The sequence below is a fragment of the Maricaulis sp. genome (assembly GCF_048268525.1).
In the GTDB taxonomy this organism is placed as follows: Bacteria; Pseudomonadota; Alphaproteobacteria; order Caulobacterales; family Maricaulaceae; genus Maricaulis.
The window spans coordinates 33,381-46,862 of record NZ_JBLWVH010000008.1 but is presented as its reverse complement, the minus strand read 5'-3'; the positions used below and the strand labels follow the sequence as shown (position 1 = coordinate 46,862).

General features: G+C 61.6%; 13 protein-coding genes. 7 read left to right on the top strand and 6 right to left on the bottom strand.

Annotation, left to right across the window (positions count from 1 at the left end; all coding sequences use genetic code 11):
* Positions 1–26 precede the first annotated feature (26 nt).
* Complete coding sequence (locus ACN0X9_RS06190) at positions 27–896, bottom strand: glycerophosphodiester phosphodiesterase family protein (protein ID WP_417486746.1); 870 nt, start codon at positions 894–896, stop codon at positions 27–29.
* A gap of 164 nt (positions 897–1,060) precedes the next feature.
* Between ACN0X9_RS06190 and ACN0X9_RS06185 the strand changes: the two genes are divergently transcribed.
* On the top strand, positions 1,061–1,696 hold the full coding sequence (locus tag ACN0X9_RS06185; protein ID WP_417486745.1) for a glutathione S-transferase family protein: 636 nt from the start codon (positions 1,061–1,063) through the stop codon (positions 1,694–1,696).
* Positions 1,697–1,709: 13 nt separating this feature from the next.
* On the opposite strand, the gene ACN0X9_RS06180 is transcribed toward ACN0X9_RS06185, so the two are convergent.
* A complete protein-coding gene (locus tag ACN0X9_RS06180) occupies positions 1,710–2,534 on the bottom strand; it encodes a LytR/AlgR family response regulator transcription factor (protein WP_417486744.1) in 825 nt (274 codons plus the stop codon).
* 101 nt (positions 2,535–2,635) lie between these two features.
* Complete coding sequence (locus tag ACN0X9_RS06175; protein WP_417486743.1) at positions 2,636–3,334, bottom strand: dienelactone hydrolase family protein; 699 nt, start codon at positions 3,332–3,334, stop codon at positions 2,636–2,638.
* 47 nt (positions 3,335–3,381) lie between these two features.
* On the opposite strand from ACN0X9_RS06175, the gene ACN0X9_RS06170 reads away from it, so the two are divergent.
* The 6 genes from ACN0X9_RS06170 to ACN0X9_RS06145 all read left to right on the top strand — a co-directional run bounded on the left by ACN0X9_RS06170 (position 3,382) and on the right by ACN0X9_RS06145 (position 9,309).
* Positions 3,382–3,630, top strand: a complete 249-nt coding sequence (locus ACN0X9_RS06170) for a DUF6489 family protein (RefSeq protein WP_417486742.1) — start codon at positions 3,382–3,384, stop codon at positions 3,628–3,630.
* Between the two features lie 4 nt (positions 3,631–3,634).
* The gene (gene mnmE / locus ACN0X9_RS06165; RefSeq protein ID WP_417486741.1) at positions 3,635–4,951 is read left to right on the top strand and encodes a tRNA uridine-5-carboxymethylaminomethyl(34) synthesis GTPase MnmE; all 1,317 of its coding nucleotides are present in this window, start codon (positions 3,635–3,637) and stop codon (positions 4,949–4,951) included.
* Positions 4,952–5,073: 122 nt separating this feature from the next.
* Complete coding sequence (mnmG, locus tag ACN0X9_RS06160) at positions 5,074–6,933, top strand: tRNA uridine-5-carboxymethylaminomethyl(34) synthesis enzyme MnmG (RefSeq protein ID WP_417486740.1); 1,860 nt, start codon at positions 5,074–5,076, stop codon at positions 6,931–6,933.
* Positions 6,934–7,557, top strand: coding sequence for a 16S rRNA (guanine(527)-N(7))-methyltransferase RsmG (gene rsmG, locus ACN0X9_RS06155; protein ID WP_417486739.1), 624 nt, complete (start codon positions 6,934–6,936; stop codon positions 7,555–7,557).
* Entirely contained in the window at positions 7,535–8,392 is an 858-nt protein-coding gene (locus ACN0X9_RS06150) for a ParA family protein (protein WP_417486738.1), read from the top strand. Before rsmG ends, ACN0X9_RS06150 begins: the two co-directional genes overlap by 23 nt.
* A complete protein-coding gene (locus ACN0X9_RS06145) occupies positions 8,389–9,309 on the top strand; it encodes a ParB/RepB/Spo0J family partition protein (protein ID WP_417486737.1) in 921 nt (306 codons plus the stop codon). Before ACN0X9_RS06150 ends, ACN0X9_RS06145 begins: the two co-directional genes overlap by 4 nt.
* Here ACN0X9_RS06145 and holA read toward each other — a convergent pair whose 3' ends face one another.
* The 3 genes from holA to leuS are packed head-to-tail and all read right to left on the bottom strand — an operon-like array spanning position 9,310 to position 13,464.
* Positions 9,310–10,362, bottom strand: coding sequence for a DNA polymerase III subunit delta (holA, locus tag ACN0X9_RS06140; RefSeq protein WP_417486736.1), 1,053 nt, complete (start codon positions 10,360–10,362; stop codon positions 9,310–9,312).
* Positions 10,359–10,862, bottom strand: coding sequence for an LPS assembly lipoprotein LptE (gene lptE / locus ACN0X9_RS06135; protein ID WP_417486735.1), 504 nt, complete (start codon positions 10,860–10,862; stop codon positions 10,359–10,361). Before lptE ends, holA begins: the two co-directional genes overlap by 4 nt.
* 4 nt (positions 10,863–10,866) lie before the next feature.
* The gene (leuS, locus tag ACN0X9_RS06130) at positions 10,867–13,464 is read right to left on the bottom strand and encodes a leucine--tRNA ligase (RefSeq protein ID WP_417486734.1); all 2,598 of its coding nucleotides are present in this window, start codon (positions 13,462–13,464) and stop codon (positions 10,867–10,869) included.
* Positions 13,465–13,482: the final 18 nt, after the last annotated feature.

The following is a 13,482-nucleotide window of genomic DNA, read 5'->3' as shown; positions in this document are numbered from 1 at the left end:
CCATGTGGGGGTTCGTTACGGGTTTCCTAGGGCGTGCAGGCATTGATCTGGTCACGCAGAACGGCGCCGCCGCCCAGGGCCCTGACTGCAGTATCGACATCATCGACGGCGATCAGCTCGATATTGGCGTCGCGCGCTTCGAGATAGAGGCCGGGACTTCCATCCTCGCGGCGGAACAGGCCCGCTGATGTCTCTAGTCCGAGATCGCCGAGCGCTGTGTCGGCGTGGGGGTCCAATGGCCCGGTTCCCATCCAGATATAGCTCGCCTCAAGATTGACACCGGCGCGGCGCAAGGCGGACCTGTCATTGGGAACCGAGAGGAGAAGCCCCGGATCCAGTGCATGGACGGCGGCGGCGTCCTCAACGGTATAGGCGATGACCGCCACCAGATCGCGTGCGCCCTGTTCGTGAATGAAGGTGACAATCTGCTCGGGCGAAACCGATTTGAGATCGAGATTGAGGACTAGGTTGGCCTCTCGGGCCAGATCGAATGCTTCTATGAGGGTCGGAATGCGGGAGCTGGTTGGCAGCCCGTCATTGTCTGCGAGGCGGAGCCCGGACAGATCGGCCCAATCGAGCCCGTCGACCGGACCTGTTCCTGATGTCGTGCGGTCCAGGCTGTCATCGTGCAGCAGGTAGAGGACCCCATCGGCGGAGCGTCGGACATCGATCTCGGCATAAAGCACACCCAGAGTGGACAGGCGACGCAGGCTGGTGAGGGCATTCTCCGGATAGCCCTCAGCCGGCCCGCCGCGATGCGCGGCCAGCATGGATGTGCCTGTTTCGCGGAAACAGTCCATCGCGATGGCGGGTGCGGCACGGTCGACCGGGACGTTGTGTGATGCCGGTGAGCAGGCAGCGAGCAGGGCGGTTGCAGCGATAGGGAGCAGGCGCATGGTGGTCCTCAAGGCTGGTGTGGTGTCCGGAGGTGATTTGGGCAGGATTGTATCGTCGGCATGCGACAATTCTTGATGGCCGCGCGGTGGGACCATGCTTTCAATGTCGTGTGTTCGTGACAATCATAATCGGTACCGGATGCCAAAACACGGGGAGAAACACCATGGTCGAACAATCAGGCTTGCGTCTCTATCACGCGCCAAGGACCCGCTCGGTGCGGGTGCGGTGGTTGCTGGAGGAAATGGGGCTGCGTTACACGCTGGAGAGCGTTGCCTTTGCCCAGCGACCTGCCGGTGACGAGGCGTATGCAGATGTCCACCCGTTGCGCAAGGTGCCAGCGCTGGCTGACAAGGGCCGGGTCATGTTCGAGTCGGTGGCGATCATGCAATATATCATGGGACGCTACGGGCCGACGGATCTGGACGTGAAGCCCGAGGAAGAGGATTACGACCTCTTTCTGCAATGGCTCCATTTCGGTGAGAGCGGGCTGATCATGCCGGTCACGCTTCTGCTGGCTCACACGGTGTTGTTGCCGGAAAAGGCCCGTAGCGAGGTGATCGCGAAGTCAGCCAAGGCGGACACGGTCAAAGCGCTCACAATGTTGGCAGAGCATGGTCTCAAGGATCGGGACTATCTGGCCGGTGATCGCTTTACCGCAGCCGATATCTCGGTCGGCTACATGCTGTTTCTGCTCAAGATCATCAAGCAAATGGATGATGCGCCGGAGGCCGTGAAGGCCTATTTCGCACGTTTGACCGCCCGCCCTGCCTGGGCTGCTGCCAGTGCTGTGACGGGCTGATTGCAGGGGCCGGTCAGCCGAGCACCCGTTGGTCGAGTTGCTGACGGACTTCGGCCCGGTATCGGTCTGAAACCGGCAACTGGACGCCATTGCTCAGTTCGATGATGCGGAAACTCTCGCCGCGGGACCGGGCGACGCTGACCTTTGACGGGTTGACCAGGTGGGAGCGGTGGATGCGGATAAAACCGGCATCGGATAGCGCTGTTTCCAGTTGGGCCATGGTGGTGCGGTGCAAGACATCGCGCTCGTCCAGGTGCAAGGCGATGTAATTGCCTTGCGCGGTGGCGCCGAGAATACTGGCGACGGGGATGTATTCGACACGGCCGCTTGATTTCACGGCGAGTGATCCGGGGCTGTGTCCCGTCGTGGTGCGAGGGTCGAGCTCAGGTCGCATCTGCCGACCGACCAGAAAGGCCATGGCAAACAGGACAACGTCCCACAGGAAGTCGCGGACGCCGAAGCTGGCGAGTGTCTCGAGCGGCGACCGGCCTGTCCCGATCGAGAAGGCGACAGCCGCATAGGCGAGAACGGCGATCATGGCTGTCGTGCCAGCGACCAGGGCGGATACCGTGCTGTCTTGCAGATTGGCGTTGGTGTGGCGGGCGCCAAGCTTGAAGACCAGGGGGAAGAGGAAGAGCCAGGGCAGCAGGCCGCGCGTCCAGGCCATCAGATAGGCCGGGTAATCGGCCTGTGGATCTTCCCTGACCGCATCTATCCAGCCGGCGGTTGCGAACACAAGCAGGCAGACAAGCCAGATGCCGGTCGTCACTGCCAGGAAGGGGGGGCGGAGCGGGAAGCCGGCGCGGCGCACTTCACGGAGATCGTCGACGAATGCCAAGGGTAAATTCCGATTGTCGTTGATGCGAGACTGTCGGCACGGCTGAGTATTGTGACGGAAGATGGACGATCACGGTAATCACGCCCGCGTGACGATGAGGGTCAATCGAGGATTTCGTGGAGAAACTTCAGCGTCAGCATGTTGGCTCGGTCAGCGCTGTTCCCGGAATAGTGCCTGCCGCCGGGACGAGCGAAGGCGTGGTCTTCGTCGGGATAGCCTTCCAGGCGGATCATCGGATGATCGTCGAAGGCGGTGTGGATGTCGGCCTGGGCCTGCGGGGGCACGAACTGATCCTTGCCGGCGATGTGTAGAAGCAGCGGGCGATCGAGCGCGTCGGCCTCGCCGAGCCGGGTTTCGATCCCGACGCCATAATAGCCGACCGTGGCGTCGCTGTTGGTGCGGCAAGCGGTCAGATAGGCGAGCATGCCGCCGAGGCAATAACCCATCGCGCCCGCCTTGCCGGTGCACGCCTTGTCGGCTCGCAGATGCGCCAGCGCCGCGGCGACATCGCACATGCCGGTGTCGAGGTCGAATTCGCCATAGAGCTGGAAGGCGCGTTTCAGATCGGCATCAACATGATCGTCGAGCTCGAGGCCCGGCTCGGCGCGCCAGAACAGGTCGGGGCAAAGCGCGACAAAGCCGGCTTCAGCGAGACCGTCGCAGATTTGCCGCATGCCCTGATTGACCCCGAAAACCTCCTGCAGGACAAGCACGCCGGCTCCCTTGCCGGAGGCCGGCACGGCACGGTAAGCGGAAAAGGCTCCATCAGCTGTGTTGATGGAGATATGTTGACCTGTCATGGGAGGCTCCTGTTGAGTAGTCTTCTAGCAGTTCAAGCGAGGCCGGAATGAAGGTCAAGATCGACATTGATTGTACGCCCGAAGAAGCCCGGGCCTTTCTCGGCCTTCCTGAGGTATCGCGGATCAACGATGCGATGGTCGATGAAGTCGTCAAACGGACCGAGGCCAATCTGGAGTCGATGGAGCCGGAGGTCTTGATGCGCCAATGGTCGGCCGTTGGTGGTCAAATGACTAATCAATTCATGGAGATGATGCGTCAGGAGGGTGGCGTGAGCGGGTCGGGCAAGGACAAGTAGGACATTGAATACAACGGTTTACGCGCTTGCCACTCCGGCCGGACGGTCGGGGGTTGCGGTCATCCGCCTTTCCGGGCCCGGCGCAGGCGGGATGCTCGACGCGTTGGCCGGCTTTCCCCGGCCTGAACCGCGACTGGCAAGCTTGCGTGCGCTTCGCGACAGATCCGGCTCGGTCATGGATCGCGGGCTGGTTTTGTGGTTTCCGGGACCAGCGAGTTTCACGGGTGAAGACAGCGCTGAATTCCACGTTCACGGAGGACCAGCCGTCATCGATGCAGTGCTGTCGGCGCTGGATGAAGCCGGGGCTCATCCGGCCGAGGCCGGGGAGTTCACCCGTCGAGCATTCGAGAATGAGAAGATTGATCTGACCGAGGCCGAAGGATTGGCCGATCTGATTGACGCCGAAACCGAGGGCCAGCGTGCCCAGGCGCTTTCGCAAATGTCGGGATCCTTGCGGCGCCTCTATGATGGATGGCGGGACAGTCTGATTACCGCGATGGCTTCGATCGAAGGCGAGATCGATTTTCCCGACGAGGCCGACGTTCCGGACGCGTTGTCCCACGCCGCCTATGCGCCGTTGAGTAAACTGATCGACTCGATGTTCGAGCATCTGGATGACGGGCGGCGGGGCGAGCGGATCCGGACCGGGTTTTCCATCGTTCTGATCGGTGCCCCGAATGCTGGCAAGTCGAGCCTGCTCAATTGTCTCGCCCGACGTGATGCGGCGATTGTCACGGATATTCCCGGGACGACCCGGGATATTGTTGAGGTTCAATTGACCCTGGGCGGTTTCCCTGTGGTGATTTCGGATACTGCCGGATTGCGCGAAGCCGTGGATGCGATCGAGGCAGAAGGGGTTCGTCGTGCCCTGGATCGGGCCGAACATGCGGATCTGAGGATTGGTGTGGCGGATGCGCGGTCGACGGACGACCTGGTTGATCTGGAGGGCCGGCTGACCGATGGGGATTTGCTTGTCCTCAACAAGCTTGATCTTGGTACTGGCGCGGAACGGGATGGTGCCTATCGCTTGAGTGCCAAGTCCGGTGATGGCGTCGAGGCGTTGGAAGCGCGGATCGAACAGATTGTGCGGGACCGGCTGTCGACCAGGGAGATGCCGGCTCTGAGCCGGGTGCGTCATCGGAAAGCGGTTGAGGCGGCTTTGGAAGCTCTTGCGCGGTGTCGGGACCAGCTGGCAGATGCGCCGGAGCTGGCCGGAGAGGATGCCCGTCTGGCTGTGCGTTCGCTGGAGAGCCTGACCGGTCGGGTCGATGTCGAAGACATTCTGGATCGGGTGTTCTCACAATTCTGCATTGGCAAGTAGCCGCGGGTTAATGCTGTGCCGTGTTTCACGTGAAACATCCAATCTGCGATCTCGACTCCTTTGGGTGAAGGCCTTATGTAGGCCGACTTCTTCTAGAGCCTGAACCGAACGGATCGATCCCCATGCAAACCTGGGACGTCATAGTCATTGGCGGTGGTCATGCCGGCTGCGATGCGGCCGCGGCTTCAGCGCGCCTGGGGGCCCGGACGCTCCTTCTGACCCACAAGCTTGAGACGATTGGAGAGATGTCCTGCAATCCGGCCATTGGCGGGTTGGGCAAGGGTCATCTCGTTCGGGAGATCGACGCGCTGGATGGGGTGATGGGCCGTGTCGCTGATGCGTCGGGTATTCAGTTCCGCCTGTTGAACCGTTCAAAGGGACCGGCTGTACGAGGGCCGCGCACGCAGTCGGATCGTGCCCTCTATCGTGCAGCGATGCAGGCCGAGTTGACGTCCCTGTCGGGGCTGGAGATCAAGGCCGTCGCTGTTGAGGATCTTATGTTCGATGGCGATCGCTGTGTTGGCGCGACCGACGCTGATGGTCATGCGTATCACGCTGCCGCGGTTGTCCTGACGACAGGCACGTTTTTGCGCGGCCTGATCCACAAAGGGAGTGAGCGCATTCCAGCCGGGCGTGCAGGGGAGGCGCCTTCGATCGGGCTTTCTGATACATTGTATGGTCTGGGCCTGCAGATGGGGCGTCTTAAAACCGGCACGCCGGCCCGCCTTTCCAAGTCGTCGATTGATTGGGACAGTCTCGAGCAGCAGGCAGCGGATGAAGAGCCGGTGCCGTTTTCCTTCCTGACCGATCGGATCGAGGTGCCGCAGATCACTTGCGCGGTGACGCGGACGACCGAAGCGACACACCGGATCATTGCCGACAATCTCGGGCAGTCAGCGGTTTACTCCGGCGCGATCGCCGGGCGTGGTCCCCGGTACTGCCCGTCCATTGAGGACAAGGTCGTCAGGTTTGCCGACCGCTCCCAACACCAGATCTTCCTCGAGCCGGAAGGGCTGGATGACGACACGGTCTATCCGAACGGCATCTCGACGTCTCTGCCGGATGATGTCCAACAAGCCTTCCTCGAAACCATTCCGGGTCTCGAACAGGTGTCGGTCAAGCGGTACGGCTATGCGATCGAGTATGATTATGTCGATCCGCGAGAGTTGGACGCGACACTGCAGTTACGCAAGCGCGCCGGTCTGTGGCTCGCCGGTCAGATTAATGGAACGACGGGCTATGAAGAGGCCGCTGCCCAGGGGTTGATGGCCGGCGCCAATGCCGCCCTGTTCGCAACGGGTAGGCAGCCCTTCGTGTTGAGCCGTTCCGAGGCCTATATCGGCGTGATGATCGACGACCTGATCACGCGGGGAGTGAGCGAGCCCTATCGGATGTTCACATCGCGCGCTGAATATCGTCTGACGTTGCGGGCGGATAATGCTGACCAGCGCCTGACGCCGAAAGCGACCGAGCTGGGCCTGGCTGGCGGTGTTCGTGGCGCAGCGTTTGACCGCAAGATGGATCAGCTGTCGTCGGCGCGGTCGCTATCGCAGAGCCTGTCGCTGACTCCAAATGAAGCTCGCGACCGTGGCCTGTCGGTCAATGCCGATGGTAAGCGTCGGAATGTTTCCGAGCTGCTCGCTTATCCGGAGGTGGATTGGCAGCGCCTACGAGCGATCTGGCCTGAGCTGGGGAGCGTATCAGCGAGCGTGGCGGAGCAAATCGAGATTGATGCGCTTTATGCCGGTTATATCGACCGCCAGCAGGCTGACATCCTGGCCTTCCGTCGTGACGAGGCCGTGCGTCTGCCGCGCGATCTGGACTATTCCGGTATCGGGGGGCTGAGCAATGAGGCTCGTGAAAAGCTTGAACGTGCGCGTCCGGAAACCTTGGGTCAGGCGGCTCGAATTGAAGGTGTCACGCCGGGTGCGCTGACGGCGGTGCTGGCCCATGTGAAACGTCGTTCGCAGGAGGCCAGCTAGATGGATCGCGAAACTTTTGGTCGTGAGGCCGGTGTTTCACGTGAAACACTCGATGGATTTGAGGCGTGGCGGACGCTGTTGGTTGAAACAAACGCCCACACAAATCTCGTCGGACGGTCGACCTTGGACCAGTTCTGGGCACGCCATGCGATGGACAGCTATCAGCTAATGGACCATATCGGTCCGGATGTGAGCAAAGTGGCGGACCTCGGCGCCGGCGCCGGCTTCCCCGGCATTGCGTTGGCCCTGGGTTTTCGCGATCGTGGCCAGGACGCACATGTGATCTTGGTCGATTCCGTGGGCAAAAAAGTCGCCTTCCTTCGCAAGACCATTGCGGAACTGGGCCTGGATGCGGATGCCCGATCGGTTCGTGTCGAGACGCTCGATCCGGCTGAAGGCTTTGATCTGGTCACTGCCAGGGCTTTCGCGCCGTTGAATAAATTATTGGGGTATGTCTCGCCCTTGTTGAATAACAGGGCCCAAGGCCTTTTTTTCAAAGGTCAAAACTATCGCGATGAATTGACCGAAGCCCGTAAACACTGGACATTCGATTGTGAAGTCATACCCAGTCGTACCAGTGACGGGGTGATCCTGCGCATTCATGAGGTGGAACGTGCCAACTGACGTCCAGCGCGCCAAGGCGCCCCGCGTAATCGCTGTCGCCAACCAAAAGGGCGGCGTGGGTAAAACCACAACGGCCATCAATCTGGGCACGGCGCTCGCGGCCATCAAACAAAAGGTCGCGATCATCGATCTCGACCCCCAGGGCAATGCCTCCACCGGTCTCGGAGTGCCACCGGCCAAGCGCACCCTGACATCCTATGACGTTTTGGTCGGGGGCGATTCTCTCAAGTCTGCCATGGCGTCAACAGTTGTTCCGGGATTGAGCATTGTTCCGTCTGACGAGCTTTTGTCAGGAGCCGAGCTCGAACTGGCTGATGATCAGCGCCGTTCCTACCGCCTCAAGCGGGCGATCGATCAAAGCATGCAGGCGCTGGGGCCTGACGCAGCGGCACTCGATTACATCCTGATTGATTGTCCGCCTTCTTTGAATGTTCTTACCGTGAACTCCTTGACCGCCGCTGATTCCATTCTGGTACCGCTGCAGTGTGAATTCTTTGCGCTAGAGGGCCTGTCCCAGCTTCTCAAGACGGTCGAGCGGGTGCGTGGCCATCTGAATTCCCGCCTCGATATCCAGGGCGTGGTTCTGACCATGTATGACAGCCGCAACAACCTGTCGGCCGAGGTTGCGGCAGATGTGCGCGAGCACTTTGGCGACAAGGTCTATAAAACGGTCATTCCGCGCAATGTCAGGGTCTCTGAGGCTCCGTCAGTCGGCAAGCCGGTCCTGCTCTACGATCTGCAATGTTCCGGATCACAGGCCTATATCAGCCTGGCCAAGGAAATCGTCCAGCAAGAACGCAAACGTCATCGTGAAGAACAGGGTGTGGAAGCATGAGCGCCAGCGAAAAGAACAAACGTCTGGGCCGCGGTCTTTCGGCCCTGCTCGGCGAGACTGATACCGAGGGCTATAGCGCGCCGGACGCCCAAACCTCACCTGCCACAACACCCTCACGCGATGGCGTGCGCATGATCCCGATCGAGTTGATCGCGCCGAACCCGGACCAGCCCCGTAAGACCATTACCGAGCCTGAGCTCAATGCCCTTGCGGAATCAATCGCTGACAAGGGCATTGTCCAGCCGATCCTGGTGCGACCTGTTGATGGCGGGGAGCGGTTCCAGATTGTTGCCGGAGAACGTCGCTGGCGCGCTGCGCAACGGGCCCGTTTGCATGAGGTGCCGGCGCTTGTCCGAGAGCTTACAGATCGGGAAACGCTGGAAATCGGCATTGTCGAGAATGTTCAGCGCGCCGATCTTAACCCGGTCGAAGAGGCGCAAGCCTATCGCCAGCTGATCGACCGCTTCGGTCACACCCAGGAAGACGTCGCCCACGCCGTGTCGAAGAGCCGCAGCCATGTCGCCAACATGATGCGGCTTCTGTCGCTGCCGGATCCAGTCCTCGCACACCTGGCGAGCGGGCAGATTTCGGCGGGCCATGCCCGGGCGATTGCCAGTGCCCCGGACCCGGAGGCACTGTGCGAGCTTATCATTGCGCGTGGATTGTCGGTTCGCGAAGCCGAGAAACTGGCCCGTGACGCGCACAATCCGCCTGCACCGGAGAGCAAGGGCGGCGGGCGTGAAAGTGCAGCCAAGGATGCTGATACGCGCGCTCTGGAAGCCGATATCACCGCTCGATTGGGCCTGGCCGTGGAAATCAAACACGGCAGCAAGGGCGGCGAGTTGCGCGTGCAGTACAAAACGCTCGAACAGCTGGATGATGTGTGTCGACGGCTCAGTGCCGAAGGGGTCCGCTGATCAGCGCGCCATCTGGGCGGCGCCGCGCGCCAGCCTCAGCAGAAGATCACCGACAAGCGCTTCGGCCGGAGCCCCGGACCGTTTGACGGCCCGTTCGGCGTCGAAAGCGAGCTGGCGGGCATGCTCCAGACGACGACCACGCCACAGTGACAATTGACGCTTGAAGGCATCGGCTTGTGGTCCGTATCGCGGGGCGCCGCTGCGCGCCATCGCGCCATCGTTTCCGCCTGCAGCATGGACGGCACCAAGCTGGTCGAGGCGGCGCTGCAGCGCGCGCAGGATTCCAACGGCTGAACCGCCAGCCGTGATCGATCGATGATAGGCACTGTCAGCTTTTGTCAGTAAGCCGAGCAGGGCCGGCGCCAGAACGGCATCGAGTTGAGCCTCGCCCTGATCGGCCGCGACGGCTTCGATGTCGTCGCGCGTGATCACATCGTCGCCCTCAGCGCGCTGGGACTGAAGTCCCTTGTAGAGAATCAGCTTCTCGATCTCGCCTCGGGCCAGGGCACGATCTCCCTCAAGGCGCGGAAGCCACGCTGCACGCGCTTCGCGTGCAAGTTCGAGCCCCTCTACCTTTAGCATGTCTTCACACAGTGATTCGAGTGAATGAGACGTATCGGCATAACAAGCTATCGTTATTGCATTTTTTGCAGGTTCAAAGGTTTTTCGGAGCTTCCCTCGCGGCGCTAGATCGCCGGATTCGACCAGCAGCACAGCTTCCGCCGTCTGAGAGCCGCTCTCCAGACCCTTGATAATCTCGATGATCGGCCCGCTTCCGGTTTCACCGGTCAGTCGGACCCGGACCAGACGCTTTCCACCTGTCAGTGACATGGCAGCCATCGCATCGGCAAGGCCAGCCGGGTCGGACTTCAGGTCTTCCTCGGTGAGTTGGGTCAAAGCGAAGGGATCGTCGGGATCCTCAAGGATCGCCCGGACCAGCGTCTGGGCCCGCTCATGGGTCAGGCCTCGATCGGGACCGTAAATCAGATAGGCGCGGATCGACGGGTCCGGATTATTGACGCGGGCATCGGCTTCGCGCGCAGACGCCTTCACTGGGTGTCGGCGTCCTGAAGCGCTCGCACGAGCTGGTTGGCGATACGTTCGGCCGCGAGCTGTGCAGACCGCTCCGTCGCGTTTCGTTCCGCAGCAACGGACGCATAGATCGATTGGGGCACATTGTAGGATGCTTCGGTCTGGACAGTCCCTGACACGACAGGCACGCTTTCGCCCTCGCGCAACAACTCATAATCAACCGCCAGACCGATGGCGTAACGTGATACGGCCGCGTCGGTTCCGACGCCGAGTGCCGAGCGTGTGGTCTCGCTTTCAGTGCGAAGGAGATAAGGGCCGCTTGCATGCCGTGCGCCCATGCGATCGAGCAAGGCTTCCTGCAAGTGGAAATCAACCTGCTCCCGCCCGGTCTCAACCCGGATTTCAGACAAGGCATTGTTCACGCCCGCCCCGCCATACATTGGCGAGAAGCCGCAGGCGGACAGGGTCAAGCCCGTCGAAACGACGAGACCGACAAGAAGTGCACGGCGGCTGGAACGCATGATTCTATCCTGCGACGATATTCACGATACGATCAGGTACCACGATAACCTTGCGGACGGTAAGCCCTTCCAGCGCGCGCTGGACCGCCGGGTCGGACATCACCAACTCCTGGATGGCATCCTGGCCGGCTCCCTTTGGCGCCGTGACTTCCGTCCGGCGCTTGCCATTGACCTGAACCGGCAGGGTGACGCTGTCCTCGACCAGCAAGGCCGGATCGGCTTCGGGCCACGCCGCGTCAATCACCAGGCCTTCCCCGCCAAGCGTTTCCCAGCATTCTTCGGCCAGGTGGGGCACAAAAGGCGCGATGATGCGGGTCAGGATACCCAGCGCTTCGGCCTTGGCCGCAGTTCCGATTGCGTCGGACGGCTCGAACTTCCGAAGTACATTGACCAGATCATGAACCTGGGCGACGGCAGAGTTGAAGCGGAAGCCCTCAATCGCGTCGGTGACCGCGTGCAGGGCCTTGTGGGCTGCCCGCCGGATCTCGAGCGCGGGTCCGGAAGCCTCTGTTGCGATGGTCAGCGGGCCGGGAGCTCCGTCCGGAAGGGAGGTGACCGTCGTCCACAGTCGCTGGACAAAGCGCCAGACGCCTTCAACACCGCTGTCGGTGTATTCGACGTCCCGCTCCGGCGGTGAGTCCGACAGGACAAACCAGCGCACGGCGTCCGCGCCGTAGCTTTCGATGAAAGCGTCCAGATCGACCACATTCTTTTTCGACTTGGACATTTTCTCGATGGCGCCGACGGAGACCGGTTTGCCGGTCGCCAATTCCACGGCGCCGTCCTTGCGAAGGTCGACCTCCTCCGGCGCCAGCCACTTGCCTTCGGCAGACTTGTAGGTTTCGTGCGTTACCATCCCTTGCGTGAACAAGCCGGCGAAGGGTTCGCCCGACTTCATGTTCATCAGGCCGGCGTCGTTCAGGGCCCGGGTGAAGAAGCGGGCATATAGCAGATGCAGGATGGCGTGTTCGATACCACCGACATACTGGTCAACCGGCATCCAGTGCTCGGCATCGCTGGCCAGGAAGGGTGTGTCCTCGGACCAGGGTGAGGTGAAGCGCAGGAAATACCAGGACGAGCAGACAAAGGTATCCAGCGTATCGGTTTCGCGGCGACCCGCTTTGCCGCACTTGGGACAGTCGGCATTCTTCCAGGTCGGATGGCGCTCCAGCGGGTTGCTCGGGTGATCGAAGGTGACGTCTTCGGGCAGGACAACCGGCAGCTGGTCCTCCGGCACCGGAACGACGCCGCAATCCGCACAATGAATGACCGGGATCGGGCAACCCCAATATCGCTGCCGTGAGACCAGCCAGTCGCGAAGGCGATAGCTGGTCGCACCCTTGCCAAGCTTGCGGGCTTCCAGCTCGGTGATCGCACGCTCCAGCGCGTCGGCTGTTGAAAGACCGTCCAGAAAGCGGGAATTGTAGATCGTGCCGGGCCCGGTATAGGCCTCGTCTTCGATCGCATGCGTGTCCGCGCTCGCCTCGGGCGGCAGGACGACCGGCTGTACGGCGAGGTCGTATTTCCGGGCAAAGTCGAGGTCGCGCTGGTCTCCGGCGGGGGAGCCGAAAATAGCGCCCGTGCCGTAGCCGGAGAGCACGAAATTCGCTGACCAGACCGGCAATTCCCATTTCTCGTCAAAGGGATGACGGACCGTGATGCCCAGATCAACGCCGCGCTTGGGCGCTTTTTCGATTTCTTCGGCCGTCGTGCCCATGCGGGCGCATTCATGCATGAAGCGATCGATCTCCGGATCATCGGCGGCTAATGCCTTGACGATGGGGTGATCGGGCGCGAGCGCCAGGAAACTGGCTCCGAACAGGGTATCGGGACGGGTCGTGAAAACATCGATGGTGGCGCCGAACTGCTCGGCCAGGCCTGTATCGGTGAGCGGAAAGCTCACCTCCGCGCCGCGGGACCGGCCAATCCAGTTGGACTGCATGGTACGGACCTTGTCCGGCCAGCGGTCCAGCTCGTCGAGCGCGTCGGTCAGTTCGTCGGCGTATTCGGTGATCTTGAAGAACCACTGGTCCAGCTCACGCTGAACGACCAGGGCGCCAGAGCGCCAGCCGCGGCCATCGATAACTTGCTCATTGGCCAGTACGGTCTGGTCGACCGGGTCCCAATTGACCTTGGCCGTCTTGCGGTGAAGCAGACCGCGTTCCATCAGTTTCAGGAAGATGGCCTGCTGGTGACGGTAATAGGCCGGATCGCAGGTCGCGATCTCGCGGCTCCAGTCAAGCGCCAGGCCCAGGCGCTGCAGCTGGCCCCGCATGGCGTCGATATTGTCATGGGTCCAGGCGCCCGGATGGACGCCGCGATCACGGGCAGCATTCTCGGCCGGCAGGCCAAACGCGTCCCAGCCCATCGGATGCAGCACGTCAAACCCGCGCGCGCGCTTATAGCGAGCGACCACATCGCCCATCGTATAATTGCGCGAGTGCCCGACATGGATCCGCCCGGACGGGTAGGGAAACATCTCGAGGACGTAGTATTTGGGCTTGTCGTTGGATGCGCTGGGGCCAATGGCCTTGAATGCATCACAGGCATCCCAGGCCGATTGCCACTTGGGTTCGGCTTCGCGAGGATTGTATCGTGTCATGTCTGGCCCGCGGCCGCG

What these genes read in the sequence shown, in the direction of transcription:
- ACN0X9_RS06175 (WP_417486743.1), bottom strand. Translation starts at nt 3,334, where the DNA reads ATGACAGGTCAACATATCTCCATCAACACAGCTGATGGAGCCTTTTCC.
- ACN0X9_RS06145 (WP_417486737.1), top strand. Translation starts at nt 8,389, where the DNA reads ATGAGCGCCAGCGAAAAGAACAAACGTCTGGGCCGCGGTCTTTCGGCC.
- ACN0X9_RS06185 (WP_417486745.1), top strand. Translation starts at nt 1,061, where the DNA reads ATGGTCGAACAATCAGGCTTGCGTCTCTATCACGCGCCAAGGACCCGC.
- ACN0X9_RS06170 (WP_417486742.1), top strand. Translation starts at nt 3,382, where the DNA reads ATGAAGGTCAAGATCGACATTGATTGTACGCCCGAAGAAGCCCGGGCC.
- ACN0X9_RS06150 (WP_417486738.1), top strand. Translation starts at nt 7,535, where the DNA reads ATGAGGTGGAACGTGCCAACTGACGTCCAGCGCGCCAAGGCGCCCCGC.
- mnmG (WP_417486740.1), top strand. Translation starts at nt 5,074, where the DNA reads ATGCAAACCTGGGACGTCATAGTCATTGGCGGTGGTCATGCCGGCTGC.
- ACN0X9_RS06190 (WP_417486746.1), bottom strand. Translation starts at nt 896, where the DNA reads ATGCGCCTGCTCCCTATCGCTGCAACCGCCCTGCTCGCTGCCTGCTCA.
- rsmG (WP_417486739.1), top strand. Translation starts at nt 6,934, where the DNA reads ATGGATCGCGAAACTTTTGGTCGTGAGGCCGGTGTTTCACGTGAAACA.
- leuS (WP_417486734.1), bottom strand. Translation starts at nt 13,464, where the DNA reads ATGACACGATACAATCCTCGCGAAGCCGAACCCAAGTGGCAATCGGCC.
- lptE (WP_417486735.1), bottom strand. Translation starts at nt 10,862, where the DNA reads ATGCGTTCCAGCCGCCGTGCACTTCTTGTCGGTCTCGTCGTTTCGACG.